The following is a 24,244-nucleotide window of genomic DNA, read 5'->3' on the forward strand; positions in this document are numbered from 1 at the left end:
GAGTCGGCGGTTCACGGCCCGGTTCAACCTGGAGGCCGACAAGGGCTGAGCTCGGGGTACGCGGGTTCTGAGGCCGCCGGTATGCGCCGATGGCCGGGTCTGCGCGTTTGCCGACGCCGATGATCCGGGCAATTCGTAGGGGGCTACCGGGCTACGGAAGAGGGGGCACCGTGATCGTCTGGCTCAACGGCACGTTCGGCGCGGGCAAGACCACTGCGGCACGCGAACTGCTCGATCTGCTGCCGGGAAGCGTGCTCTACGACCCGGAACTCATCGGCACCGGGCTGCGGCTCATGCTCCCCGATAAGCGGTTGGGCGAGGTCTCCGACTACCAGGACCTGCCCTGCTGGCGGCGGCTGGTGGTCGACACGGCCGCCGCGCTGCTGAGCGAGATCGGCGGCGGGCCGCTGGTCGTCCCGATGACGCTGCTGCGGCAGGAGTACCGGGACGAGATCTTCGGGGGCCTGGCCGCCCGCAGAATCGAGGTGCGGCACTTTGTGCTCGATGCTGAGGAAACGGTTCTGCGGGAGCGGATCGAGCAACGCGCGGAGATCCCGGGCGACCCCGGAGCGAGCGCCGAGGTGCGCGCCTGGTGCCTGGACCAGCTCGCCGCCTATCGCGAGGCGCTGCCCTGGCTCACCGCGGACGCCCTTGTCGTCGACACCGACGGCCTGAACCCGCGGGCCACCGCGGAGCGTGTCGCCGAGGCGATACGCGAGGGCGAGGGCGTCTGCGACATCGTGCAGACCCCGGAGCCCACGTCGGAGACGCTCGCCGCGGGCGTGCTCCTCTTCGACGAGGAGGACCGCGTGCTGCTGGTCGACCCCACCTACAAGCCCGGATGGGAGTTCCCCGGCGGGGTCGTCGAGCCCGGTGAGGCTCCCGCCCGGGCCGGGATGCGCGAGGTTGCGGAGGAGCTCGGCCTGCACCTGCCCACGGTTCCCCGTCTGCTCGTGGTCGACTGGGAACCGCCCCTGCCGCCCGGCTACGGAGGCCTGCGGCTGCTCTTCGACGGCGGCCGCCTCGGCGCCGCCGAGGCCGAGCGGCTGCTTCTGCCGGGGGCGGAACTGCGCGGCTGGCGTTTCGCCACCGAGGACGAGGCCGCCGCCATGCTCCCGCCCGTCCGGCTGACGCGCCTTCGCTGGGCTCTGCGGGCCCGTGAGCGCGCCACCGTGCTCAACCTGGAGGCGGGAGTGCCCGTGGGCGCCTGACCCGGGACGGCGCCGGGCCTGCCCGGCGCCGGAGGCCCGGCCGGGCAAGCCGACGCGAGAACGCGCCGGCGCCCGGCCGGGCCTGACCGGGACGGCTGTCAGACGGCTTTGCTCTCGGCGTAGCCGCGCAGGAACAGCGCCTCGGCGAGCGAGAGCTTCTCCAGCTCCTCCGGGGAGACGCTCTCGTTGACCGCGTGGATCTGCGCCTCGGGCTCGCTGAGCCCGATGAGCAGCATCTCCGCCTCGGGGTAGAGCGTGGCAAGGGTGTTGCACAGCGGGATGGAGCCGCCCATGCCGGCGATCTCGAGGTCCTTGCCGTAGGCGGCGCGCATGGCCTCGGCCATGGCCGAGTACGCCGGGCTGGAGGTGTCCGCGCTGAACGCCTGCCCGCTGCCGGTCTGGGTGACCTCGACGTGGGCACCCCAGGGGGCGGCCGCCTTGAGGTGGGCGATGAGGAGATCCGCGGCCTCCTGGGCGTCCACACCCGGCGGGACGCGCAGACTGACCTTGGCGGCCGCCGTGGCCTGGACGGACGGGGTGGCGCCCACGACGGGCGGGGCGTCGATGCCCAGCACGGTGACCGAGGGACGGGCCCAGACGCGGTCGGCGACCGTGCCGCCGCCCAGGAGGGAGACACCGTCGAGGACCTTGGCGTCGCCGCGGAAGTCCTCCTCCGGGTACTGCAGCCCGTCCCACGAGGCGTCCATGGCGAGCCCCTGGACCGTGGCGGCCCCGGTCTCGTCGTGAAGCGTGTGCAGGATGCGGATCAGGGCGCTGAGCGCGTCGGGCGCGGCGCCGCCGAACTGACCGGAGTGCAGGTTGCCCTGGAGCGTGCTCACCTTGACCTCGACCAGCGCCATGCCGCGCAGCGTGGCCGTGACGGTGGGCAGGCCGCAGCGGAAGTTGCCGGTGTCGCCGATGACGATCGCGTCGGCGGCGAGCAGTTCGGGGTGCTCCTCGGCGTAGCGTTCGAGGCCGCCCGTGCCCTGCTCCTCGGACCCCTCGGCGATGATCTTCACGCCGACCGGCACCCCGCCGTTGTCACGCAGCGCGCGCAGGGCCATGAGGTGCATGATCAGACCGCCCTTGCAGTCGGCCGCGCCGCGCCCGTACCACCTGCCGTCGCGCTCCGTCAGCTCGAAGGGCGGGGACAGCCAGCCCGCCTCGTCCAGCGGCGGCTGCACGTCGTAGTGCGCGTAGAGCAGCACGGTGGGCGCGCCCTCAGGGCCGGGCAGGTAGCCGTAGACCGACTGCGTGCCGTCGGGGGTGTCCAGCAGCGCGACGTCCTGGAAACCGTCCTCGGTCAGGGCGTCCGCGATCCACTGCGCGGCCTGCTCGCACTCGCTCTTCGGGAACTGCCTCGGGTCGGCCACCGAGCGGAACGCCACCAGCTCCGCCAGCTCGGCCCGGGCCCGCGGCATGAGGGCGGCGACGGTTGCGGCGAGTGGTGCGGCGGACATGGGCGCTCCTTGTGGGTGCGTGTTCGGTCGAACGCGTGGATCGTGTACAGGTGCTCGGGATCGATGGTGCCACAGTCGTGCCCGCGCACCCGCGGATTAGGATGCGCTGAGCAGGGGTGACAGCAGCCTGCGGGTCGGACGGGAGCGGGAGCACGTGAGCAGCGAGTACCAGGCGCAGGACGGCGGTTCGGCGGACGGCGCCGAGGACGCATCGGTGTGGGACGTCGTCGTGGTCGGGGCGGGGCCCGCCGGGGCGTCCGCGGCCTATGCCGCGGCCACGGCCGGACGCCGCGTCCTGCTGTTGGAGAAGGCCGAACTGCCCCGCTACAAGACGTGCGGCGGCGGCATCATCGGACCCTCCCGCGACGCCCTTCCGCCAGGCTTCGAACTTCCGCTGCAGGATCGTGTGCACGCGGTCACCTTCAGCCTCAACGGCCGCCTCACGCGGACCCGCCGGTCCCGGCACATGCTCTTCGGGCTGATCAACCGGCCCGAGTTCGACGCCCAGCTCGTCGAGGCGGCCGTCGCCGCGGGCGCCGAGCTGCGTACGGGCGCCGCCGTCTCCCGGGTCGAGCAGCACGGCACCTCCGTCCCCGACCGGCGCACGGTCGCGGTGGTGCTCGCAGGCGGCGAGACGGTGCTCGCGCGGGCGGTCGTCGGTGCCGACGGCTCCGCCAGCCGCATAGGCGCCCATGTCGGCGTCAAGATGGACCAGGTCGACCTGGGCCTTGAGGCCGAGATCCCGGTCCCCCCGGAGGTGGCCGAGGACTGGGCGGGCCGCGTACTGATCGACTGGGGCCCGTTGCCGGGCAGTTACGGCTGGGTCTTCCCGAAGGGCGAGACCCTGACGGTCGGTGTGATCTCCGCGCGCGGTGACGGCGGTGCCACCAAGCGCTATCTCGAGGAGTTCATCGGCCGGCTCGGTCTGGCCGGGTTCGAACCGAGCATCTCCTCCGGGCACCTGACGCGCTGCCGTGCCGACGACTCCCCGCTCTCCCGCGGCCGGGTGGTGGTCTGCGGCGACGCCGCGGGCCTGCTGGAGCCCTGGACCCGCGAGGGCATCTCCTTCGCCCTGCGGTCGGGCCGCCTCGCGGGCGAGTGGGCGGTGCGCATCTCCGAGTCGCACGACGCGGTCGACGCCCGGCGCCAGGCGCTCAACTACGCGTTCGCGGTCAAGGCCGGACTCGGGGTGGAGATGGGGGTGGGCCGACGCATGCTCGGCATCTTCGAGAAGCGCCCCGGTCTGCTGCATGCCGCCCTCACCACCCTCCCGCCGGCGTGGAACACCTTCGCCCGCATCACTCGCGGTTCGACCTCGCTCGCCGAGATCGTTCGCACCCATCCGCTGGCCCGTCGTGCGCTAGAGTCTTTCGACCGCTCCTGATCTTCATCTGTCCATCTACTGCCTGCCTTAAAGAGGGTGTTGAGGGGCAGACACCTTCTTGGAGGTAGCCCTGACATGCCGTTGAGGAATGAAGAAGGCCGACTGCCCTGGTGGGCCCGGTGGTTGACCGGGCTCATAGTGCTGGCGGGCCTGCTGCTGCTGGTCGCCAAAGCCGACCTGATACCCGGCCTGCCCAACCCGTTCGCCGAGGAGACCCACGACCGCACCGGCCCGGTGGTGCTCAAGGCGATCCAGGACATGAACCGCTTCGAGGGAGCCAGCGGCGACTTCCAGGTCGTCGTCGACCTGGAGAAGGACGCCAAGTTCCTCCCCGACGCCGTGCGCGGCCGGCGCACGCTCTACGTCGGCGCAGGCAGCGTCGACGCCTATGTGGACCTCGGGGATGTGGGCCCTAAGGGCGTCGAGATCACCGACGACCGCAAGTCGGCGGTGCTGACCCTGCCGCACGCCCAGTTGGAGCGCACCTCGCTCGACCCCGACCGTTCCTACATCGTCGCCGAGGAGCGGGGCTTCTTCGACCGTCTTGGCGACTTCTTCTCCTCGCACCCCAATGACGAGCAGCAGATCCAGCAGCTGGCAGCGAAGAAGATCCAGGACGCGGCCAAGCAGACGGAGCTGGCGAAGCGGGCGGAGACCAACACCCGCGCCATGCTGGAGCGTCTGCTGATCTCGCTAGGGTTCGAGAAGGTGGAGGTCCGGTTCAGCTGACGGCCGTGATCCGGAAGACGGGGTGCTTGGGGGCTATCGCGCGCAGCTCCTCGTCGGTGGAATCGGGCCCGACGCCTCCGAAGAACACGCCGACCTCCGCCTTCCAGCGCTTGAGGTAGGCACGCAGCACCTCGGGCTTGACATCGTCGGCCACCTCGGTGGCGGTGAACTCCTCCACGTTCTTGCCCAGCAGGAGTTGACCGCCACCGGCGGCCCGCATGTTGTGGGTCCACTGGACGTGGCCGCGGGGAGCGACGAGGAAGCGCTCCCCGTCCACGGTGAGCAGGTTCACCGGCGTACGGCGCCATTCCCCGCTCTTGCGGCCCTTGACCGCCAGCACGCGCGAACCCCACACGCTCAGACCGCGCCGGGTGAGCCAGGCGACGAAGCGGTTGAAGACGTGGACGGTGAACCAACCCGGCTTCATGACGTGCTCGGACACGGTGACTCCTCCGAAAAGTGTGAGCGGTGCTCTCGTCTGAGAACAGTGTGCAGCAGTCGGTGAGGCAAAAGCAAGAGCACTGCTCTGAATCTTGGTCGATCTCTCCGATCCGTTTACACTGATCCGCATGGGTGTGATCAAGACGGCCAGGGAACGGGCTCGCGGCGAAGTGACCGCCGCCATCAAGGAAGAAGCGCGCCGGCAACTCGCCGACGAGGGAGCCGCGCGTCTGTCGCTCCGCTCGGTGGCCCGGGAGCTGGGCATGGTCTCCTCGGCCCTCTACCGCTACTTCCCCAACCGGGACGTGCTGCTCACCGCGCTGATCGTCGACGCTTACGACGCCGTCGGCGCCGCCGCCGAGACCGCGTTCGAGGGCGTGGGGGACGCCGACCCCGTCACGAGCTGGACCGTCGTCGGCCGTGCCGTGCGCGGCTGGGCGCTGGAACATCCCCATGAGTACGCCCTGATCTACGGCTCTCCGGTGCCCGGCTACAACGCCCCGCTCGACACCATCGGCCCGGCTTCCCGGGTCGCGCTCGTGCTCCTCACGGTGGCGGAAAGGGCCCACGCCACCGGCCGGCTCGCCCTGCCCGCGCCGGACGCGCCGATCAGCGAAGGGGTGCGCGCCGACGCCTGGCGGCTCGTCAAGGATCTGGACCAGGACCTGCCACCGCAGGCGCTCCCGGCGCTGATCGCCGCATGGGCCCAGCTCTTCGGCCTCATCGGCTTCGAGCTCTTCGGCCAGTTCAACAATGTCGTCGAGGCGCGGGACGAGTTCTTCGACCACGCGATGGCGGCTCTGGCGCACCAGGCCGGTCTGCGCAGCGACCCCGTACTCCCGGGGGAGTAGACGAGGTCACCGCCGTGATCGGACGCCGACCCCCGGCCCGCCGTTCTAGCGTGGCGGCATGAGCGACGACGAAGCCGGACACACGCCGTCCGGCGGCAGCCTCCGCCGGCGTCCGCCGTGGGCCCGCCAGGACGACCCGCGGCGCGGCGGCGGGGACGGCCTGCCGCGCCGCCCCTGGATCGCGTCGGTCGTCCTCGCGTTCGTCCAGGTGGTCGGCACGACCGCCGCTTCGCACAACGGCACCGGTCATGTCCCGCTGGACCACTTCGGCTACCCGCTGCTGCTCGCGGGCCCCATCGCCCTGCTGTGGCGCCGGCGCGCGCCCGTCGTGGTCGCCGCCGTCGTGTCCGCGGTGACGCTGGTCTACCTCGCCGCGGGCTACGCCTACGGGCCGGTCTTCCTCAGCGTCGTCGCCGCCTACTTCTCGGCTGTGGCCGCCGGGCGGCGCCGTTCCGTCTTCGTCGTGGCGGCCTGCCTTTACACGGCCTACGTGCTCGTCACGTTGTGGCTCTACCGCTATCTGCCGCCCAGCGGGGACCACCGGGCCTCATGGGCGCAGGTGTCCGGCGCGGCGGCGTGGCTGCTGGCCATCCTCGCCGTGGCCGAGCTGTGGCGGCTGCGCCGCGAGAGCTATGTGCGCGAGCGACGGGAACGGGCCGAGGAGGCCCGCCGGCGGGCCGACGAGGAGCGGTTGCGGATCGCCCGTGAACTCCACGACGTCCTGGCGCACAGCATCTCGGTGATCAATGTGCAGGCGGGTGTCGCCCTCGCGCTCATGGACGAACGCCCCGAACAGGCACGCCAGGCCCTCACGACCATCAAGGCTGCCAGCAAGGAGGCGCTCGGCGAGGTCCGCCAGGTCCTCGGCACGCTCCGGGCGCCGGGAGAGGCGCCCCGGTCGCCGGCGCCGGGCCTGGACCGCCTGCCGGAACTGCTGGAACAGGCGGCCGGCGCCGGACTCGGCGTCGAAGTGACGCGCGAGGGAACCGCCGTCCCCCTGCCTCCCGGCGTCGACCTCGCGGCCTTCCGCATTGTCCAGGAGGCGCTGACCAACATCATCCGGCACTCGGGGTCGCGCGGGGCGCGGCTCACGATCGTCCATCGCGCGCGCGAGATCGAACTGTGCGTCGTCGACGACGGCCCCGCCACGGCGACCGCCGCGCCGTCCCAGGAGGCCGGTGGCGGCAACGGGCTGCTCGGCATGCGGGAACGCGCCGCCGCGCTGGGCGGCGACGTGGCGGCGGGCCCCCGTCCGGGCGGCGGCTTCCGGGTGCTGGCCCGGCTGCCCTTCGACACCGTCGCGGCGCCGGCCGTCCACGACAAGGAGATCAGATGATCCGGGTGGTGCTCGCCGACGACCAGGTGCTGGTGCGCGCCGGATTCGCCGCACTGCTGGACGCCCAGCCCGACATCGAGGTCGTCGGGGAGGCCCCCGACGGCTCGGAGGCCGTCCGACTGGTGCGCGAACTGGCCCCGGACGCCGTGCTGATGGACATCCGCATGCCGGTCATGGACGGCTTGGAGGCCACCCGCCGGATCACCGAGGACCGGGCGCTCGCGCAGGTCAAGGTGGTCATCCTCACCACCTTCGAGCTGGACGAGTACGTCTTCGAGGCCATCCGGGCCGGTGCCTCGGGCTTCCTGGTCAAGGACACCGAGCCCGAGGAACTGGTGCGCGCGGTCCGGGCGGTGGTGGACGGCGACGCGCTGCTCTCGCCGGGGGTGACCCGGCGCCTGATCGCGGAGTTCGCGGCCCGCTCCAAGGCACCCGCGGCCGCGACGGAGCTGGAACGGCTCACCGAGCGCGAACGGGAGGTGATGGCCCTGGTGGGGATCGGGCTGTCGAACGAGGAGATCGCCCGTCGCCTGGTGGTCAGCCCGCTGACCGCCAAGACGCACGTCAGCCGGACCATGGTCAAGCTCGGCGCCCGCGACCGGGCCCAACTGGTGGTCCTGGCCTACGAGTCCGGCCTGGTACGGCCCGGCTGGCTCGGTTAGGCCGTCCGGACCCGCGCCCCCGTTCGCCGCGCGGGTCCGGACGGTGTTCCGGGCGTCAGTCGCCCACGGAGACCCGCTCGGCCCCGGCGGCCTTCCGCGAGCCGTCGGAGGAGGCGACGACGAACCCGTACGAGGCCCGGCGGCGCAGCCCGGTCAGCGTGATCAGCAGACCGGCCAGCGCGATGACGCTGACGACGACCAGTCCGGGCCGGAAGCTGTCGAGCACCGCCTGCGGAGTGGCGGGGTCGTGCCCGCCGCCCGCGGTGATCGCCGCCGTCACGACGGCCAGGAAGATCGCGCCGCCCACCTGGAACGAGGTGTTGAGCAGTCCGGAGACCATGCCCTGCTCCTCGTCGCGCACGCCGTTGGTGGCCTGGATGTTGAGCGACGGGAAGACCAGCGCGCAGGCCGCGCCGAGCAGCAGCATCGAGGGCAGGATGACCGCGGCGTAGTCCGGGGACAGGTCGATCCGCAGGAAGAGCGCATAGCCGACGAAGAGCAGGGTGAACCCCGTGGCGATCACGCGGGGTGTGCCGAAGCGGTCCACCAGCGGCCCGATGCGCGTCGAGGCGAGAGCGACGAGGCCGCCCGCGGGAAGGAAGGCGAGCGCCGTCTGCAGCGCGGACCATCCGAGCAGGGACTGCATGTACTGGGTGACGAGGAACTGGAAGCCCACGTAGGAGCCGAAGAACGCGGCGCCTCCGAGGTTGGCACGGATCTGCTGCGGCGAGCGCAGGACGCCCAGCCGGATCAGCGGGTGGCTGCTGCGGTGCTCGATGACGACGAACGCGGTGAGCAGGACGGCGACGGCGGCGAAGGAGAGCAGGGTGCGCGCCGAACTCCAGCCCGCCTCGGGCGCGGATACAACCGTGTAGACGAGGAGCAGCATCGAGGTCGTGCCGGTGAGGGCGCCGGGCAGGTCGTAGCCCCGGCCCGCGCCCTTCTCGCGCGGACTCGACGGGATCAGGCGCAGTCCCGCGACGAGCGCCAGGATCGCGACGGGGGCGGGCAGCAGCATGGTCCAGCGCCACCCCACCTCGGTGAGCAGCCCGGAGAGCACCAGGCCCATCGAGAAGCCGGTCGCGCCGCAGGTGGTGTAGATGCTGAGGGCCCGGTTGCGGACCGGGCCCTCCGGGAACGTCGTGGTGATGATCGACAGTCCGGCGGGGGCGGTGAACGCGGCGCTCAGGCCCTTGATGAAGCGGGTGGCGATGAGCAGTTCGCCGGAGTCGACGAGGCCGCCCAGCAGGGAGGCGGCGGCGAACACGCCCAGCGCGATCAGGAAGACCCGGCGCCGGCCGAGCAGGTCGGCGGCGCGGCCGCCGAGGAGCAGCAGGCCCCCGTAGCCGAGGATGTAGCCGCTGACGACCCATTGCAGGGACGAGGTGGTCAGATCGAGGTCCTGGGCGATCGACGGCAGGGCCACGCCGACCATCGAGACGTCCAGGGCGTCGAGGAAGAGCGCGGCGCAGAGCACGAGCAGGGTGCCCCACTGGCGAGCGCTCCAGCGGCCTTCCGTACCGGGGACGGTGGTGTCGGGAGAGGTCATGCCGAGGAGACTACATGCACATGCATCAAATGCAAATGCATTTAATGTGTGTACATCGAATGGTGGAATTCTGCTATCCTGCGCGCATGACCGGCGTGAAAAGTGAGCATGTGCTCGTGGAGCGGTGGCGGGAGGTCCTTGCCCTGCACGCGCGGACCGCGTGCGAGCTCGACCGCGAACTGCACCAGCTGGGCCTCGGCGCGAGCGACTTCGAGGTGCTCGACATCCTCGCGGAGGGCGGCCCGGAGGAGGACTGCACCTTCCGCGTCCAGGAGCTCGCCGACCGCGTTCACCTGAGCCAGAGCGCGCTGTCCCGCCTGGTCGGCCGGCTGGAGAAGGAAGGGCTGGTCAGCCGGGGGATCTGCAGTGAGGACAGGCGGGGAGTCCGGGTCGGGCTGACGGACGCCGGGCGCGTGCGCCACGAAGAGGCCAGGCCCCTCCAGCGTGCCGTCCTGGAGCGGATCCTCGGTGAGTCCTGACCCTCGGCGGGTCTGCCTGGGCGGTTCCCGGGCGTTCAGCGGGCGGCGGGCTTGCGTCGCACGTAGAGCTGCTTGCGCACCTTGGCGACGGTCGTGCCGTCGGCGGCGACGACGTCGTTCTCGAACCACATCAGCGCCTTGTCGCCGTCCGCGGTGAGGGCGCGCATCTCGTCCAGACGGTCCTCGGTGAGCTTGAAGTCGGCGAACACGTCACCGCGGCCGGGCGAGACGAAGTCGATCTCGGCGGCGCGGTGCCACACCAGGTAGTCCCGGCCGAGGCGGTTCATCGCCAGCAGCATCCAGAACGGGTCGGCCATCGAGAAGAGCGAGCCGCCGAAGTGGGTGCCCACGTAGTTGCGGTTGAACCGGTGCAGGCGCAGCCGCACCCGGGCCGAACTCCAGTCGTCGGCGATGTCGAGCACCCGGATGCCCGCGAAGAGGTAGGGCGGCCACCAGTTGATCGCGCGGCGAAGGGTCGCGGGTGCGAGGGAGCGTCGTGCCATGGGGTGACGGTAGCACGCGAAGTTACTCGTCGGTAATGCGGCGCCTGCCGGCGTCCGTCAGGTGACGGCCCCCGTGCGCCGCCACAGCGCCACCAGCGAAATGTCGCCGCTGACCTGGAGCTTCTCGTACGGAGCCCGGTTCCACAGGGCGAGATACAGGTCGGCGGCGGTGCCGCTCACCGTGCAGTCCGCGGCCCCCTCGCCCGCCTGCTCGACCACCAGGGGTTCCGCGGAGAGGCGGGCCAGCCAGTCCGCCCGCCCCTCCGGCAGGTCGACCGCGCGGACCCGGAGCGTCCCCGGGGCCTCGGTACGTACCCGGCTCTTCGGCCGCGTGTGGAAGCCCGTCAGCAGCTCGTCGATGCCGTCGGCAGCGAAGGCGGGGTCGACGGGGGAGGGGGCGCGGCCCGCCGCGATCTCCGCGTCGACGCGGTGCACGGCCGTCTCGTGCGCCTGCCGCCGGGCCCAGAAGCCGAGCGGGGAATCGGCCCGCAGGAAGTACCAGCACTCCAGGTCCTGCGGGGCGGTCTCCAGCGCGGTCACGAGCCGCTCGTGCCCGTCCCTGAACCAGCCGAGCAACTCCCGGTCGTCCGCCGGAGTCTCGGCCGTGATCGGCTCCGGCCGCATCCGTCCCTCGGCGACGAACCGGGTCGCCCAGCGGTGCACGGTCCCCTGATGGCGGACCAGGTCGCGCACCCGCCAGTCCGGGCACGGCGGCACGGCGGCGTCCAGACCGGCACGCTCGGCGGCGTCCGCCAGCAGCGTGCCGTTCCGCCGGAGCGTCTCGATGAACTCGGCAGTCTCCATGACGCGATTGTGGCACCGGGGTCGGACAACGGGGCTCCGCACGACGGTCAGCGCGGCTGCGGACGTCGCTTCCTGGCCCGTGCGACGATCCCCAGCACCACGGCGTTCAGCACGGCCGCGAGCAGCGCGGCGAGGACGGCGGTCCACCAGCCGCCCCAGCCGTACGCGGCGTCGGCCGCGTCCTGCCCGCCTGCGGCGGCGAGCAACCGCCAGAACATGGGCATCCAGGGCAGGGTCAGCAGCACGAGCCAGACCCCGGACAGCGTCGCGTCCTCGTGCGAGACGAAGGCCGTGTCGACCAGCAGGAACACCAAAGCCGCGGCCACCAGGCCCAAGTACACGCGCGAGAGGCGCTCTCGGTACACCGACCGGGCCGCTGCCCGGAGCCGGTGAGGAATCGACATGTCTCCTCCAGGCGGCTGCGCGCGATCCACAGAGCCCACCACGATGGCTCTGCCGGCGGCCCCGTGGGTGGAGATGATGCGTCAGTTTCCGTCGGATCCCGCGAGGTGCCGCGCCGCGCCCGCGATGGCGGCGGCCGTCGCGGCGAGCGCGGCGACCGTGGTCAGCGCGACGGGCAGGCCGAAGGCGTCGGTGAGGAAGCCGATCGCCGGCGGACCCAGCAGGAAACCGCCGTACCCCAGCGTCGAGGCCGTCGCCACGCCGCTCGGCCCGCCCAGGGCGCCTGCCCGGGCGATCGCCACGGGAAAGATGTTGGCCAGGCCGAGGCCGGTCAGCGCGAACCCCGTCAGCACCAGCCACACCGCCGGTGCGAGGGCCGCGACCAGCATGCCGGCGCAGGCCGTCAGCCCGCCCATGACGACCGCGCGCGTCGGTCCGAGGCGCATCAGCAGGGCCGTTCCCGACAGGCGGCCGACCGTCATGGCGAGCGTCACCGCGGCGTAGCCCGCCGCGGCCAGGGCGGGTCCGGTGTGCAGATCGTCCTGAAGGTGCAGCGGGCCCCACTCGGCGAGCGCGCCCTCGCCGTAGGCCGTGCAGAGGGCGATCAGCCCGAACACCGCGACCGGCCACGCCGTGCGCGCGCGAGATCCCTTCGCGCCGGGCGTGTCGCGTGTGCCCGTCGCCGTTGCGCCTGAGGGGGTTTCCGCAGGTCCCGCCGGGGTGTACGCGAGCAGTGCCCGCCCGAGGAGCGCCGTTGCCGCCAGGCCGAACGCCGCGACCGCGTACAGGTGCTGCGTCGGCGTCAGATGAGTGGCCAGCGGGCCGCCCACGGAGGCACCGATCAACCCGCCCAGGCTGTACGCCGCGTGGAAACCCGGCATGATGGGGCGCCGCAACGCGGCCACCACGTCGACCGCGAGGCTGTTCATCGCCACATTCATGCCGCCGAAGCCCACGCCGAGGAGCAGCAGCACCAGGCCCAGGGCCAGAGGGGAGTGGGTCATCGGGGGCAGCGCCACGCTCAGTGACAGAACGACGGCCGTGGCGATCGTGACCGGGCCCGCGCCGAAGCGCCGGCACAGCCGGCCGCTCGGGATCATCGTTCCCAGGGCGCCCGCCGACACGCCGAGCAGTGCGAGGCCGAGCGCCCCGGCGGACGCGCCCACCTGCTCCTTGACCGCCGGGATGCGCACCACCCAGCCGGCGAAGACGAAGCCGTCGAGGGCGAAGAAGGCCGTCAGCGCGATGCGCAGCCGTCGAAGAGGGGCCGGGGTGGGGATGTGATCTTGCCCGGCGAGTACGCTCCGTATTTTGTTTACGCTCGGCACAAAGTGAGAATAGGACTGTGACCCAGACTCGGACAAGGTTGGAGAGAGGCCGGGGCGCGCTCGGTCCCGCGCTGGCGCTTGTGCACACGGGACGCGCGCCCACCCGCGCCGTGCTCACCGCCGAACTCGGCGTGACCCGGGCGACGGCGGGTGCCGTCGCCTCCGAACTCGAGGCGCTGCGGCTGATCCAGGTCGACACCCGGCCGGGCGGCCCGGTGGGTGCCCAGGGACGTCCCTCGCACCGCCTGGCGGTCAACCCCGAGGGCCCGGTCGTGCTCGCCGCGCAGATCCACACCGACGGATTCCGGGCCGCGCTCGTCGGGCTGGGCGGTCACATCGTCGCGACGGCGCCGGTCACCATGGCCGTGCCCGCCGATCCCGCCCATGTGCTCGCCGACGTGGTCGCGGCCGGCGCACGGCTGTTGAGCGAGCACGGGCGGGTCTGTGTCGGGGCCGGCCTCGCCGTGCCCTCGGCGGTCGCCGAGCCCGAGGGCACGGCGCTCAACCCGCTGCACCTGGAGTGGCCGGCCGGTGCGCCGGTGCTGGAGATCTTCCGGGAGCAGGTCGCCCGCGGCGGCATCACGGCACCGGCGGGCACGCCGCCGCTGTGCTTCGTCGGCAACGACGTCAACGTCGCCGCGCTCGCCGAGCACCGCCATGGTGCGGGGAGCGGCGCCGAGCACCTGCTGGTGGTCGCCACCGGCCACCGCGGTGTCGGCGGCGCCCTGGTGCTGCACGGCAAACTGCACACCGGCAGTGCGGGGCTCGCCCTGGAGGTCGGTCACCTCACGGTCAACCCCGAAGGGCGCGCCTGCCATTGCGGCAGCCGGGGATGCCTCGACGTCGAGGTCGACCCGCTGGCCTTCCTGGAGGAGGCGGGCCGGGCTCCCGGACCGGAGGTCTCGCTCCTCGAGCAGTCGGTCACGCTGCTCCGTGAGGAGTACGAGGACCCGGCCGTCCGCCGGGCCGCGCACGTTCTGATCGACCGTCTGGGCCTGGGCCTGGCCGGACTGGTCAACGTCCTCAACCCCGACCGGATCCTGCTCGGCGGCCTCCACCGTTCGCTGCTCGACGCCGACCCCGAACGTCTGCGGGCCGTCATCGCCGACCGCAGCCTGTGGGGACGCAGCGGCAGCGTGCCGGTGCTCGCCTGCGCCCTGGACCACAACAGCCTTGTCGGCGCGGCGGAACTGGCCTGGCAGCCGGTCCTCGACGACCCGCTGACGGCCCTCGGCGTATAGTCCCGCCGGAGCGGCGGTCAGAACAGCGGCTCAGGGGGCTCGTCCGTCCGGCTCAACGGCCGCATCGGCGGGGTGGGCAGGCCCTGGGCCGCGGCCGTGAGGGGCCAGCCCGCGGCCAAGTGGGCGTCCAGGAGCACCACATCAGCGGCTCCTTCCGGCAGCCGGACGTAGAGGTCGGCGCCCGCCACCGCCTCCACGGTGCCGACGAGGGCGGTGCCGGGGCGGAGGCCGGACACCGCCGTCGCGGCGCGCGGCGGACGAGGCTCCAGCCCGAACACGGCGGCGTGGTCAACCACTTCGAACGGGCACGGCGCCAGCGTGTCGCACCAGTCGGGCACGGCGAAAGCGGCCTCGCGCACCGCGCGCAGCTCCGCGTGCCGTACGTCCGGCGGTGACGGCGTGTCACGGGCGGCGCGCTTCGCGGAGGTGCTCACCCGGTCGGGTACGCCCAGGGCCGTGCCGAGCACGGACTCCGCGCGCCGGGCCGCGATCAGCGGTCCCCGGCCGAGGAACGAGAAGCACAAGGCGGCCTGTTCGAGCAACCGGGCGGTACCGCGCTCGGCGGCGGTGATGCCGACCTTGCACAACCCGGGCCCGAACCAGGCCAGATACAGCGCGTAGGGCCGCGGGTCGTCCAGCCGGGTGTCGGCGGCCACCGACCGCGAGCGGTCCAGCGCCGCGCACTCCTCGCACTGGTCGCGCCGGGCCTGCGGCGGCAGCGTCCGCGCCCGCGGGCAGGGCGTCCACCGGCCGGACCGCCGCACCCCGAGGCACAGCCGTTCCGCGTCCGGTTCCACGGCGAGGGCCAGCGGCTCGCCCAGGCGCACCGGACTGCTCCGGTCGCCGTGCCCGGGGTGCCACCACGCCCAGGCCGGGCCGTCGGACCGCCATCGCAGACCTGCGCACCGCCACATGATCCGCATGCTAGGCGCAGCCACTGACAGCCGGCGTACTCCACAGGGGGTAGCCGCGGTGCCGCTGGCCGTACGACGACCCGGCGGCCCCCGGCGACCAGGCTCGGTGACGGCACACGATCCGCCGTCACCAAGGAGATGAGTCCGCATGGACACCACCGCACTGATCCCGCTCGCCGACCACTGGGACGGCGGCGGCCCCGGCCCCTGGATCCTGTTCTTCCCGCTGATCTGGGCCGCCGTCATCGCGGGCGTCATCCTGCTGCGCCATACCCTCTGGCGCACGTCCGGGCGCGGGAGCGGCCCCTGGCACACCCGTGCCGCACTCACCGAGCACTCGCCCATCGCGATCCTGGGGCGCCGGTTCGCCTCAGGCGAGATCGACGAGGACGAGTACTGGCGCCGTCTGTCCGTCCTGGACGAGCAGTTCGGCCGCGGCGCCAAGGGCGGCGACCGATGACCGCCGCCCGCGTCGTCGACGCGGTCAAGCTCTACGGCTCGGGCGACGCCCGGGTCCGGGCGCTCGACGGCGTCACCGTCGACTTCCCCGCGGGGCGCTTCACCGCGATCATGGGGCCGTCCGGATCCGGCAAGTCCACGCTCATGCACTGCGCGGCGGGACTCGACACCCTCAGCTCCGGCAGCGCCTTCATCGGCGACACGGAACTCGGCACCCTGGGCGACCGGCAGTTGACGCTGCTGCGCCGCGAACGGATCGGCTTCGTCTTCCAGGCGTTCAACCTCGTGCCGACGCTCGACGTCGCGGAGAACATCACGCTCCCGCTGGACCTGGCAGGTGCCCGGCCCGACCGCGCCTGGGTGGACGCACTCATCGACGTCGTGGGCCTGGGTGACCGGCTGCGCCACCGCCCTGCCGAGCTCTCCGGAGGCCAGCAGCAGCGGGTCGCCCTCGCCAGGGCGCTGGCCGGCCGCCCTGACGTGGTGTTCGCCGACGAGCCGACCGGGAACCTCGACTCGGGCTCCGGGGAGGAGGTGCTGCGGCTGCTGGGCCGCGCCGTGCACGAGATGGGCCGCACGGTCGTCATGGTCACCCACGACCCGGTCGCCGCAGGCCACGCCGACGAGGCGGTCTTCCTCGCGGACGGACGCCTGGTGGACCGGATGCCCGACCCCACCTCGCAGAAGGTCCTGGACCGGATGAAGGCCTTCGACGGCACCAGGGGCACGGATTCCCGCCTGCCCATGGCCCAGGGAGCGGGGTCGTGAGCGGTTCCGCGCGCGCTTCGCTGCGCCTGAGTCTGTCGTCCTTGCGGGCGAACAAACGGCGCTTCGCGGGCACCTTCGCGGCGGTGTTCCTCGGCGTCGCCTTCCTCGCGGGCACCATGGTCATGGGCGACACCCTGAGGGCGAGTTTCGGCGTTTTGTTCGCGAATGCCAACACGGGTGTCTCCGTCGTCGTGCGCAGTGCGGACGTCGTGACCGTCGCGGGAGAGGGACTGGGGACACGAGAGCCCGTCGACACGTCCCTCGCCGCACGGCTGCTCGGCGTACCCGGCGTGGCCGCCGCCGCCCCGGACATCGAGGGCGCGGGACAGCTGATCGGCGGCGACGGGGAGCCGATCGGAGGGCAGGGCCCGCCCACCCTCGCCGGGAACTGGATCGACGACCCGGAACTCAACCCGTACGCCATGGTCGAGGGCAGGGCCCCCAGGACGGCCGGGGAGGCCGTGGTCAACCGCGGAGCCGCCAGGACGGGCGGCCTGCACGTCGGAGACACCACGGTGCTGCGCACACCGGACCCCGTTCGGGTGAAGATCGTGGGCCTGGTGACGTTCGGCGGTGAGGACGGGATGGGGCAGACCACCTTCACCGGTCTCTCCCGGGCCGACGCCGAGCGGTATCTGATGCCCGGGCCCGGCAAGGCGTCCGCCATCAAGGTCCGTGCCGGACCGGGGGTCGGTCAGCGGCAGCTCGCCGACCGGGTGACGCGCATACTGCCCGCCGGCGTGGAGGCCATCACGGGACAGCAGGCGACCGACGAGAACCTCGACCAGGTCTCCGGCCGCTTCCTGTCGCTGTTCACCACGCTGCTCACGGTGTTCGCCGGCATCGCGCTCCTGGTGGCGACCTTCAGCATCCACAACACCTTCGCGATCGTCGTGGCCCAGCGCACCCGCGAGAACGCCCTCCTGAGGGCGCTCGGGGCCTCCCGCCGCCAGGTGGTCGGCGCGACGCTCACGGAAGCCGTCGCCGTTGCCTGTGTCTCCTCCCTGGCAGGGCTGCTCGGGGGTATCGGCATCGCCGCCGGACTTCAGGCGCTGTTCCCCGCCGTCGGCTTCCCGTTCCCCGACGGAGGGCTGGTCGTCCACGCCGCCGCGCTGGCCGTGCCGTTCGCCGTCGGGCTGGTCGTCTGCGCCGGCTCGGCAGTGGTGCCGGCCGTCCGCGCGGGTCGCACCGCCCCGCTCGCGGCACTGCGGGAGACCGAGGCGGACCACTCAGGCGCTGTGCGGGGCCGGGCCGCGCTGGGCGCACTGCTCGGCGCCGCCGGTGCCGCCCTGACGGTCGCGGGGGCGACGGATCCGAACGTGTGGCTCACGGCGGCGGGCGCGGCCTCGGTCGCCGTGGCGTTCGTGGTGCTCGGCCCCGTCGCCTCCTCCTACGCCGTACGGGTCCTGGGAGCGCCAGTGGCCCGGCTGAGGGGTGTGACGGGTGCGCTGGCACGCCGCAACGCCTTGCGCAGCCCGAGGCGCACTGCGGCCACGGCGACCGCGCTCATGATCGGCGTCGCGGTGGTGTCGCTCTTCACCGTGTTCGGCGCCTCGCTCAAGGCGACCACGGACCAGACCGTTTCCCGCACCTTCGCGGGCGATGTCGCGGTGACGGCGTCCGGCTTCGGAGCCGGGGCCAACGGTCTGAGCCCGGGTCTCGCCCCGGCGGTGGCCGCGCTCCCCGAAGTGGCGACCGCGGTCGGGCTCGGCAAAGGTGTCGCCGAAGTCGACGGCGGTGGGCGGCGGCTGACCGTCACCGACCCGGGCGCTCTCTCCCGCGTCCTCGACCTCGGCGCCGTCGACGGCTCGCTCGGTGCCCTGGGACGCGACGGCATCGCGGTCTCCCGCCACGAGGCCGACAGGCGCGGCTGGACACGGGGCAGCACCACGGTGCTCACGTTCGCCGACGGCGACCGGCAGACGTTCACCGTGCGCGCGGTCTACCAGGAGACAGGGCTCACCGGCGACTACGTCGTCACGCGCGCCGCCTGGGCGCCGCACAAGGTGCAGGATTCCGACGACCTCGTCGCGGTCGCCTTCAAGGGCGGCGTCACCACGGACGAGGGCAAGGCCGCGGTCGCGAAGGTCGCCGGCCGCTACGGCAACCCGCGGGTGCAGACCCGAGCGGAGTACGCGGACTCCGCCGCCTCGGGCGTCGACATCATGCTCACCCTGGTCTACGCCCTGCTGGCGCTGGCCGTGCTGATCGCCCTGCTCGGCATCGCCAACACGCTCACCCTCGCCGTCCACGAACGCACCCGTGAACTCGGGCTGTTGCGGGCGGTGGGCCAGACGCGGGCACAACTGCGCGCCATGGTGCGCTGGGAGAGCGTGCTCGTCGCGGCCTTCGGCACCGCGGGCGGACTGGCCCTCGGCGCCTTCCTCGGCTGGGCCCTGGTGCGGGCCTCGGACAGCGCCGGCACCGGGGCTTTTGCGGTGCCCCCGGTGCAGCTCGCCGTCGTCCTGCTGGTCGGGCTGGTGGCCGGCGTCCTGGCCGGCTGGCGCCCGGCCCGCCGGGCCGCCCGCCTGGACGTGCTCCGGGCCATCGCCGCGGAGTGACTCCGCGGGCGACGACCTCGTGGTCCACGGCCGCCGTGCCCCACCCGGGGTGCGGCGGCCGCGTGGGTCACACCAGCAGCGGTACGGCGTCCGCGGCCTCGCGCCCGGCCTCGGGGGTCCAGTCCTCGGACGGCTCCGGCAGGGCGGTCTCCGCACGCGGCGAGAGCTTGCGTGCGGCCATCGCCGTCGGCTCGGCGTGCTGCCGCGCCGGGACCGTGGTCTCCGCGCGCAGGGTGAACCACACCACCTTGCCGCCGCCGGGCAGCGACTCGGTCCCCCAGCTGTCACTCATCGAGACGACCATGGCCAGGCCGCGGCCACAGGTGGCCAGCGGTTCGAAGTCACGGACGCGCGGCAGGCGCGGATCGTTGTCCGATACGGCGACGGTGAGCCACCCCGACGCAAAGCTCAGCTCGACGGAACAGCGCTTGTCCGGCCGGGCGTGCCGGTGGACGTTCGCGAGCAGTTCGGTGATACCCACCAAGGTGGGGTCTATCAGGGGATGCAACCGCCAGTACCGCAGCTGGGCGGCCACGATACGGCGGACCTGCTGGATCCGGGATGGCAGTGCCTCCAGCTCCAGAGCGCACTGCCGGTGGTTTCCTTCGGTGCTGATCACGGCTGCGACTCCCTCCGCGGGAGAGCGCGGCCCCTTTGACCGGGGCCGTGCCCCGCCCCGCATGGAATGGGAACACCTTTGCGGGATTGCTGTGAGTGACTGCTGCAGTGACTCCGTGATGCCCCTACAGGGTCACCCCGATGGATGCGGTCCGCAACTCCGTGTACGCGGAGAGTCCCATTCCGTTCCGGGTCAGTGCCGGTTGGTGACCTTTTGTCGGGCCGTGTGCAGCGCTTCCATGAAGCGGCCGGCCGAAGTGGCGCCCTGCTGGCGCAGAGTGAGCAGGTATCCGGTCCCGTTGAGTCTGGCCAGGGTCCGCCGCTTCACGGCGAAGCGCGTGGTCAGGGCCCGCACGTCCTCCACCGGGGCGCTGTCGATCTCCCGGCCGCGGCTGGTGAGCAGCACCAGCCGGCCGTCGCGGATCAGGACCTGACCGCCGCGGGTCAGCGAGCGCAGGCGCCGTCCGATGCGCACTCCTGTCGCGGTGAACTCCGCCTCGGCCACGGTGATCCCCTCCTCGGTCCGAAGGCAGTCTGCCCGGCCCGGGCTGCCGCGCACCAGGGGCTGCCTATGATCGGCACCACAGGACGGAAGGAAGGCGAGCGGGTGAGCACCATCGAGCAGGGCGACGACGGGACGGGCGCGGGCAAGGGAGCGGCCGTGCCACCGACGTCCACGCTGGACGTGGACCGCACCGATCCCGCGTACCGGGCCTGGCTGAAAGACGCCGTGCGCAAGGTGCAGGCCGACGCCAACCGCTCCGCCGACACGCACCTGCTGCGCTTCCCGCTTCCCGAGGCGTGGGGCATCGATCTGTACCTCAAGGACGAGTCGACCCACCCGACGGGCAGCCTCAAGCACCGGCTCGCCCGCTCCCTGTTCCTCTACGGCCTGTGCAACGGCTGGATCCGGCCGGGCAAGCCGGTCATCGAGGCGTCCAGCGGTTCCACGGCCGTGTCGGAGGCGTACTTCGCGGCACTGATCGGGGTGCCCTTCATCGCGGTCATCCCGCGCACCACGAGCTGGGAGAAGCAGCGGCTCATCGAGTTCCACGGCGGGCAGTGCCACCTGGTCGACGATCCGCGCACGGTGTACGAGGTGTCCGCCCGCCTGGCGCAGGAGACCGGCGGCCACTACATGGACCAGTTCACCTACGCCGAACGCGCCACGGACTGGCGCGGCAACAACAACATCGCGGAGTCGATCTACCAGCAACTGCGGATGGAACGGAACCCCTGCCCGGCCTGGATCGTGGCCACGGCGGGTACCGGTGGCACCTCCGCGACCATCGCGCGGTACGTCCACTACATGCAACTGGACACCCTTGTGTGCGTCGCCGACCCCGAGAACTCGGTCTTCTTCGACGGCTGGGTGAGCGGCGACGACTCCGTTGCCTGTGAACGCGGTTCGCGCATCGAGGGCATCGGCCGCCCCAGGGTGGAGCCAAGTTTCGTTCCGGGTGCCGTCGACCGGATGATGAAGGTGCCGGACGCCGCGTCGGTCGCGGCGGTGCGCACCCTGGCGGCGGCCATCGGACGCAAGGCGGGCGGTTCGACCGGGACCGGACTGTGGAGCGCCTTCAAGATCGTTTCAGAGATGGTCGCCGCCCACCGCACGGGCAGCGTCGTCACCCTTATCTGCGATCCGGGCGACCGGTACCTGGACAAGTACTATTCCGACGCGTGGTTGGCCGAACAGGGGCTCGACATCGCGCCGTACTCCGCCACCATGGAAGCGTTCCTCGCCACGGGCGTCTGGCGGGGCTGAGGCTTACGTCCGTTCCGTTCTGTGACGTCGTGGTCACCTGGGCGCCGCCGGAGTTCCGTATTCCCTTCCCCGTGCGCTCTTAGTTTCCGTGTATGACGATCTCTCAGGCGGCACCTCCGGCGGTCGTCCCGGCGTCCTCCGCCCCCGGGGCGGTTCCCGCGGTGGCCACCCGCGACGGCCGTCGTCGTATGCCCCCTCCGGTGCGACTGGTGGTGCAGGCCTGCGTGTCGCTGGCCGCGCTCGTCGCGCTCTGCGTGGCCACGGTGGTCGGAGCCCTCGCCGTGCGGTCCGACGCGGAGCAGTTGCGCGACGCCTCGGCGCAGCGTGCGTCCGCAGCCGCCGAACTGCGCTTCTGCCTGGCCGACCTGGACGCGCAGCGGGCCAACCAGCTGGTGCCCGGCTTCGACCCCAACGACAAGGAGGCCGTGGTCGGCAACCGCTTGGTCGCACTCATCACCGCCCATGAGCGCCGCGCCGAGATCAGCGACCTGCTGCGGCAGCTCGGTGGCGACGACACGCACGCGAACCAGGTGCGCGACCTCCTGAACGCGCTCGGCCGCTACGACGACGCCAGCGGTCGTGCCGCGTACCTGGACGAGAGGCAGCCCGATCGCCAGGCCGGCCACCCTCCGCGGGACGCCCTGGACTTCTCCGCCGAGGCGGGCGAGATCATGCACAGTCAGCTGCTTCCCGAAGCGGCCGCGTTGGCGAAGGCCTACGACGAGAAGGCCGGGGACGCCGCACGGGCGGCCAAGGACGCGGCGTTGCGCTCCGCGCTCACCGTCGGCGGGTTGGGACTGCTCACCGTGCTGATCCTGCTGTGGTGGCAGCGCGATCTGGCCCGCCGCCACCGCCGTCTGTTCAACCCGGCGCTCGTGGTCGCCACCGCGGCGGCCCTGGCCGTGGCCCTCGCCGGGGTGGTGTCCTTCACGTCCGCCGCCGACGACCTGGAGGCAGGTGTGTCGGACGGGCTCCGGCCCTGGTCCCGGCTGGCCGAGGCGCGGGCCGTCGCGGCCGAGTCGGCCGCCGCGCAGAGCCGCTGGGTGGTCAACGACGCCGATCCCGTGCGGCGCACCGAACTGGACTCCCTCTTGAAGAACCTGGACGGGCTGCTGGCACCCGGCACGTACGCCTCGGCCGCGGAACGGCCCGCCTATACCGACGTCTTCACGCGGTACGGCCACTTCCGGGCGGACGACAAGGAACTGCGGAACCTGATGGCCGGCAACGAGCTCCCCCGTGCCGTGGAAGTCCTGACCAATGTCGGGGGCAACACTGTCGGCTTTGACTTCTGGGACTTCGCCACCACCTTGGAGCGGCTCACGCAGGCGCAGCAGGCCGACTTCGTCACCCGCACCTCGCAGGCCCATGCGGAGCTGGACGGCTGGCCCGCGATCCCGCTGGGGGCGCTGGGACTCGCCGCGGTGCTCGTCGTGGCGGGTGTCCGTCCGCGACTGGCGGAGTACAGGTGAAGCCTGGGCGAACATCATCGTCGGCGCTTGTGGGGAACGTGTGTTCGTCGATAAAAAGTTCTGACCTTTTCGGCTTCTTTTGTTTGGACGAGCACCGGTGAACGCCTCCCCTCCGAATCCTGACGACATACCCTCCGTGCCCGATGACGTGTGGGACCGGTTCGTCGGTGACACGGAGGCGTCCATCAGGGCTTCCGCGCCCAAGGAGCCGTCCGCCCGGGCCCGGATGGTCACCGAGCGGCTGCGCCAGCAGGACGCCCTGGTCGCACGGGAGGCCAAGCGCCGTGGCCGCGGCGCGAAGTCCGCCGCGCGGCAGGCGCAGCCCGAGGCGTGGCGTGCCGGTCCCGATCCGTTCACGGAGGAAGTGCGCAGGCCCAGGCGGCGCAGGGGACTCGGCATCCTCGGCGTCCTGGTCGCGGTGGCCGTGCTGCTCGTCCTGCTCAACCCGGGCGCCGCGCTGTCGTGGCTGCGCGGTGGCGGGTCGGACTCCTCCGGCCTGGGACCGCTGCCGCCTGAGACCGCCCGCCCCACCGCCCCGCCGTCCGAACGGCCGGTGGTGGGCGCGGCGACGCTCGACGAGCCGTTCGCGGGTTCCCCCGCCGAGCGCTATGCGCACGGTGCGGCGGGAATCGTGCCCCCCAAGGCCAAGGCGGTCGGCTGGATGACGAGCGAGCAGGTCGCGGCGTCACTGGAGCAGGCGAAGGCCTTTCTGGTCAGCGCCAATGTCGACCCGGCCACCCTGCGGGGGGCACGTCCCGCGGCCGCGCTCGCGGCCGTCGATCCGCGACAGACGTCCATTCACTCGCTGTACGCCCAGGCCTTCAAGAAGCCGGACAAGAAGCACGACCCGCTGTGGATCGCCACCCGCTTCGATCCTTCGGAGGTGCGGGTCGTGGAGGACGCCGTGCGGACCCGCGGCCGCATGACCTTCCGGGAGGGCGAGGACCGGGAACTGGCGCTCCACGCCGACTACACCTTCGTCTATCCGCTGGTGAAGGCCGAGGGCGGTTCACGCGAGGTCGCCCGGACCATCGTGCGGCGCGTGATCGACTTCAAGGTGCCGGACCCCACGCGGTTCCAGGTCACCAAGGGGAAGCTGTACATCGCCGAGTACAACCAGGAACTGTCCAACTCCGCCTGTTTTGTGGACGACGGCTTCCTGCACCCGTTGTTCGCCTCGGATGCCCGCGCCGGCGCCGGCTCCGGCGGGCGCGGGACCGGCGAGCCCGTCGACCCCTACGACCGCAGCAGGGACATCAATGCGGGCCAGGAAGAGGGCTGCCTGAGCACCTCCCGGACCTGAG

24 protein-coding genes are annotated in these 24,244 nt (G+C 72.4%); 14 read left to right on the top strand and 10 right to left on the bottom strand.

All coding sequences use genetic code 11. The features are described from left to right. The first annotated feature begins 170 nt into the window (after positions 1-170). Complete coding sequence (locus ACIP9H_RS21480; protein WP_401594019.1) at positions 171-1,211, top strand: NUDIX domain-containing protein; 1,041 nt, start codon at positions 171-173, stop codon at positions 1,209-1,211. Positions 1,212-1,309: 98 nt separating this feature from the next. Here ACIP9H_RS21480 and ACIP9H_RS21485 read toward each other — a convergent pair whose 3' ends face one another. After that, positions 1,310-2,671, bottom strand: coding sequence for a dipeptidase (locus ACIP9H_RS21485; RefSeq protein ID WP_401594016.1), 1,362 nt, complete (start codon positions 2,669-2,671; stop codon positions 1,310-1,312). A 154-nt stretch (positions 2,672-2,825) separates the two neighbouring features. Here ACIP9H_RS21485 and ACIP9H_RS21490 point away from each other — a divergent pair, with 154 nt between their 5' ends. Continuing rightward, positions 2,826-4,055: a geranylgeranyl reductase family protein gene (locus ACIP9H_RS21490; RefSeq protein WP_401594013.1), complete on the top strand. Its 1,230-nt coding sequence runs from the start codon at positions 2,826-2,828 to the stop codon at positions 4,053-4,055. Between the two features lie 75 nt (positions 4,056-4,130). After that, positions 4,131-4,784: a DUF4230 domain-containing protein gene (locus ACIP9H_RS21495; RefSeq protein WP_401594010.1), complete on the top strand. Its 654-nt coding sequence runs from the start codon at positions 4,131-4,133 to the stop codon at positions 4,782-4,784. Here ACIP9H_RS21495 and ACIP9H_RS21500 read toward each other — a convergent pair. After that, positions 4,777-5,226, bottom strand: coding sequence for a nitroreductase family deazaflavin-dependent oxidoreductase (locus ACIP9H_RS21500; RefSeq protein ID WP_401594008.1), 450 nt, complete (start codon positions 5,224-5,226; stop codon positions 4,777-4,779). The two genes, ACIP9H_RS21495 and ACIP9H_RS21500, sit on opposite strands and share 8 nt — an antisense overlap. Positions 5,227-5,353: 127 nt before the next feature. Here ACIP9H_RS21500 and ACIP9H_RS21505 point away from each other — a divergent pair, with 127 nt between their 5' ends. Genes ACIP9H_RS21505 through ACIP9H_RS21515 form a run of 3 tightly spaced genes read left to right on the top strand, consistent with a single transcriptional unit; the run spans position 5,354 to position 8,074 of the window. After that, complete coding sequence (locus tag ACIP9H_RS21505) at positions 5,354-6,076, top strand: TetR/AcrR family transcriptional regulator (RefSeq protein WP_401594005.1); 723 nt, start codon at positions 5,354-5,356, stop codon at positions 6,074-6,076. A 58-nt stretch (positions 6,077-6,134) separates the two neighbouring features. Further along, complete coding sequence (locus tag ACIP9H_RS21510) at positions 6,135-7,412, top strand: sensor histidine kinase (protein WP_401594003.1); 1,278 nt, start codon at positions 6,135-6,137, stop codon at positions 7,410-7,412. Continuing rightward, positions 7,409-8,074, top strand: a complete 666-nt coding sequence (locus tag ACIP9H_RS21515; protein WP_401594001.1) for a response regulator — start codon at positions 7,409-7,411, stop codon at positions 8,072-8,074. The genes ACIP9H_RS21510 and ACIP9H_RS21515 overlap by 4 nt, the downstream gene beginning before the upstream one ends. Positions 8,075-8,129: 55 nt before the next feature. Here the strand turns inward: ACIP9H_RS21515 and ACIP9H_RS21520 are convergent, their stop codons facing one another. Continuing rightward, entirely contained in the window at positions 8,130-9,623 is a 1,494-nt protein-coding gene (locus tag ACIP9H_RS21520; RefSeq protein WP_401593999.1) for an MFS transporter, read from the bottom strand. Between the two features lie 86 nt (positions 9,624-9,709). On the opposite strand from ACIP9H_RS21520, the gene ACIP9H_RS21525 reads away from it, so the two are divergent. Continuing rightward, complete coding sequence (locus ACIP9H_RS21525) at positions 9,710-10,102, top strand: MarR family winged helix-turn-helix transcriptional regulator (RefSeq protein ID WP_401593996.1); 393 nt, start codon at positions 9,710-9,712, stop codon at positions 10,100-10,102. A 35-nt stretch (positions 10,103-10,137) separates the two neighbouring features. Here ACIP9H_RS21525 and ACIP9H_RS21530 read toward each other — a convergent pair whose 3' ends face one another. From ACIP9H_RS21530 to ACIP9H_RS21545, 4 genes are all read right to left on the bottom strand, one after another. Next, positions 10,138-10,605: a DUF4442 domain-containing protein gene (locus ACIP9H_RS21530; RefSeq protein WP_401593993.1), complete on the bottom strand. Its 468-nt coding sequence runs from the start codon at positions 10,603-10,605 to the stop codon at positions 10,138-10,140. 57 nt (positions 10,606-10,662) lie between these two features. Further along, on the bottom strand, positions 10,663-11,409 hold the full coding sequence (locus tag ACIP9H_RS21535; protein WP_401593991.1) for a maleylpyruvate isomerase family mycothiol-dependent enzyme: 747 nt from the start codon (positions 11,407-11,409) through the stop codon (positions 10,663-10,665). Between the two features lie 47 nt (positions 11,410-11,456). Then, positions 11,457-11,813 carry an SCO4225 family membrane protein gene (locus ACIP9H_RS21540; protein ID WP_401593988.1) on the bottom strand — a complete coding sequence of 119 codons (357 nt, stop codon included), beginning with the start codon at positions 11,811-11,813 and terminating at the stop codon, positions 11,457-11,459. Between the two features lie 81 nt (positions 11,814-11,894). Further along, on the bottom strand, positions 11,895-13,139 hold the full coding sequence (locus tag ACIP9H_RS21545; RefSeq protein WP_401593986.1) for an MFS transporter: 1,245 nt from the start codon (positions 13,137-13,139) through the stop codon (positions 11,895-11,897). Between the two features lie 17 nt (positions 13,140-13,156). On the opposite strand from ACIP9H_RS21545, the gene ACIP9H_RS21550 reads away from it, so the two are divergent. Next, positions 13,157-14,380 carry an ROK family protein gene (locus ACIP9H_RS21550; protein ID WP_401593983.1) on the top strand — a complete coding sequence of 408 codons (1,224 nt, stop codon included), beginning with the start codon at positions 13,157-13,159 and terminating at the stop codon, positions 14,378-14,380. A 17-nt stretch (positions 14,381-14,397) separates the two neighbouring features. Here ACIP9H_RS21550 and ACIP9H_RS21555 read toward each other — a convergent pair whose 3' ends face one another. Further along, complete coding sequence (locus tag ACIP9H_RS21555) at positions 14,398-15,294, bottom strand: DUF2797 domain-containing protein (protein WP_401593980.1); 897 nt, start codon at positions 15,292-15,294, stop codon at positions 14,398-14,400. A 148-nt stretch (positions 15,295-15,442) separates the two neighbouring features. Between ACIP9H_RS21555 and ACIP9H_RS21560 the strand changes: the two genes are divergently transcribed. The 3 genes from ACIP9H_RS21560 to ACIP9H_RS21570 are packed head-to-tail and all read left to right on the top strand — an operon-like array spanning position 15,443 to position 19,082. Next, positions 15,443-15,754 carry an SHOCT domain-containing protein gene (locus tag ACIP9H_RS21560; protein WP_401593977.1) on the top strand — a complete coding sequence of 104 codons (312 nt, stop codon included), beginning with the start codon at positions 15,443-15,445 and terminating at the stop codon, positions 15,752-15,754. Continuing rightward, entirely contained in the window at positions 15,751-16,521 is a 771-nt protein-coding gene (locus ACIP9H_RS21565; RefSeq protein ID WP_401593975.1) for an ABC transporter ATP-binding protein, read from the top strand. The genes ACIP9H_RS21560 and ACIP9H_RS21565 overlap by 4 nt, the downstream gene beginning before the upstream one ends. Next, positions 16,518-19,082 carry an ABC transporter permease gene (locus ACIP9H_RS21570; RefSeq protein ID WP_401593972.1) on the top strand — a complete coding sequence of 855 codons (2,565 nt, stop codon included), beginning with the start codon at positions 16,518-16,520 and terminating at the stop codon, positions 19,080-19,082. The genes ACIP9H_RS21565 and ACIP9H_RS21570 overlap by 4 nt, the downstream gene beginning before the upstream one ends. Positions 19,083-19,149: 67 nt before the next feature. Here the strand turns inward: ACIP9H_RS21570 and ACIP9H_RS21575 are convergent, their stop codons facing one another. After that, positions 19,150-19,701, bottom strand: coding sequence for an ATP-binding protein (locus ACIP9H_RS21575; RefSeq protein WP_401593969.1), 552 nt, complete (start codon positions 19,699-19,701; stop codon positions 19,150-19,152). Between the two features lie 192 nt (positions 19,702-19,893). Then, complete coding sequence (locus ACIP9H_RS21580) at positions 19,894-20,205, bottom strand: hypothetical protein (RefSeq protein ID WP_401593967.1); 312 nt, start codon at positions 20,203-20,205, stop codon at positions 19,894-19,896. Positions 20,206-20,307: 102 nt separating this feature from the next. Between ACIP9H_RS21580 and ACIP9H_RS21585 the strand changes: the two genes are divergently transcribed. From ACIP9H_RS21585 to ACIP9H_RS21595, 3 genes are all read left to right on the top strand, one after another. After that, entirely contained in the window at positions 20,308-21,468 is a 1,161-nt protein-coding gene (locus ACIP9H_RS21585) for a PLP-dependent cysteine synthase family protein (RefSeq protein WP_401593964.1), read from the top strand. A gap of 92 nt (positions 21,469-21,560) precedes the next feature. Then, entirely contained in the window at positions 21,561-22,940 is a 1,380-nt protein-coding gene (locus ACIP9H_RS21590) for a hypothetical protein (RefSeq protein WP_401593961.1), read from the top strand. Positions 22,941-23,076: 136 nt separating this feature from the next. Further along, the gene (locus tag ACIP9H_RS21595; RefSeq protein ID WP_401593959.1) at positions 23,077-24,243 is read left to right on the top strand and encodes a hypothetical protein; all 1,167 of its coding nucleotides are present in this window, start codon (positions 23,077-23,079) and stop codon (positions 24,241-24,243) included. The last annotated feature ends 1 nt before the right edge of the window (position 24,244 follow it).

The sequence above is a fragment of the Streptomyces sp. NPDC088732 genome, assembly GCF_044751205.1.
Classification (GTDB): domain Bacteria; phylum Actinomycetota; class Actinomycetes; order Streptomycetales; family Streptomycetaceae; genus Actinacidiphila.

Coding starts and splice junctions, on each gene's coding strand:
- ACIP9H_RS21540 (WP_401593988.1), bottom strand. CDS start 11,813: ATGTCGATTCCTCACCGGCTCCGGGCAGCGGCCCGGTCGGTGTACCGA.
- ACIP9H_RS21510 (WP_401594003.1), top strand. CDS start 6,135: ATGAGCGACGACGAAGCCGGACACACGCCGTCCGGCGGCAGCCTCCGC.
- ACIP9H_RS21505 (WP_401594005.1), top strand. CDS start 5,354: ATGGGTGTGATCAAGACGGCCAGGGAACGGGCTCGCGGCGAAGTGACC.
- ACIP9H_RS21590 (WP_401593961.1), top strand. CDS start 21,561: ATGACGATCTCTCAGGCGGCACCTCCGGCGGTCGTCCCGGCGTCCTCC.
- ACIP9H_RS21485 (WP_401594016.1), bottom strand. CDS start 2,671: ATGTCCGCCGCACCACTCGCCGCAACCGTCGCCGCCCTCATGCCGCGG.
- ACIP9H_RS21495 (WP_401594010.1), top strand. CDS start 4,131: ATGCCGTTGAGGAATGAAGAAGGCCGACTGCCCTGGTGGGCCCGGTGG.
- ACIP9H_RS21515 (WP_401594001.1), top strand. CDS start 7,409: ATGATCCGGGTGGTGCTCGCCGACGACCAGGTGCTGGTGCGCGCCGGA.
- ACIP9H_RS21530 (WP_401593993.1), bottom strand. CDS start 10,605: ATGGCACGACGCTCCCTCGCACCCGCGACCCTTCGCCGCGCGATCAAC.
- ACIP9H_RS21560 (WP_401593977.1), top strand. CDS start 15,443: ATGGACACCACCGCACTGATCCCGCTCGCCGACCACTGGGACGGCGGC.
- ACIP9H_RS21555 (WP_401593980.1), bottom strand. CDS start 15,294: ATGTGGCGGTGCGCAGGTCTGCGATGGCGGTCCGACGGCCCGGCCTGG.
- ACIP9H_RS21535 (WP_401593991.1), bottom strand. CDS start 11,409: ATGGAGACTGCCGAGTTCATCGAGACGCTCCGGCGGAACGGCACGCTG.
- ACIP9H_RS21520 (WP_401593999.1), bottom strand. CDS start 9,623: ATGACCTCTCCCGACACCACCGTCCCCGGTACGGAAGGCCGCTGGAGC.
- ACIP9H_RS21565 (WP_401593975.1), top strand. CDS start 15,751: ATGACCGCCGCCCGCGTCGTCGACGCGGTCAAGCTCTACGGCTCGGGC.
- ACIP9H_RS21525 (WP_401593996.1), top strand. CDS start 9,710: ATGACCGGCGTGAAAAGTGAGCATGTGCTCGTGGAGCGGTGGCGGGAG.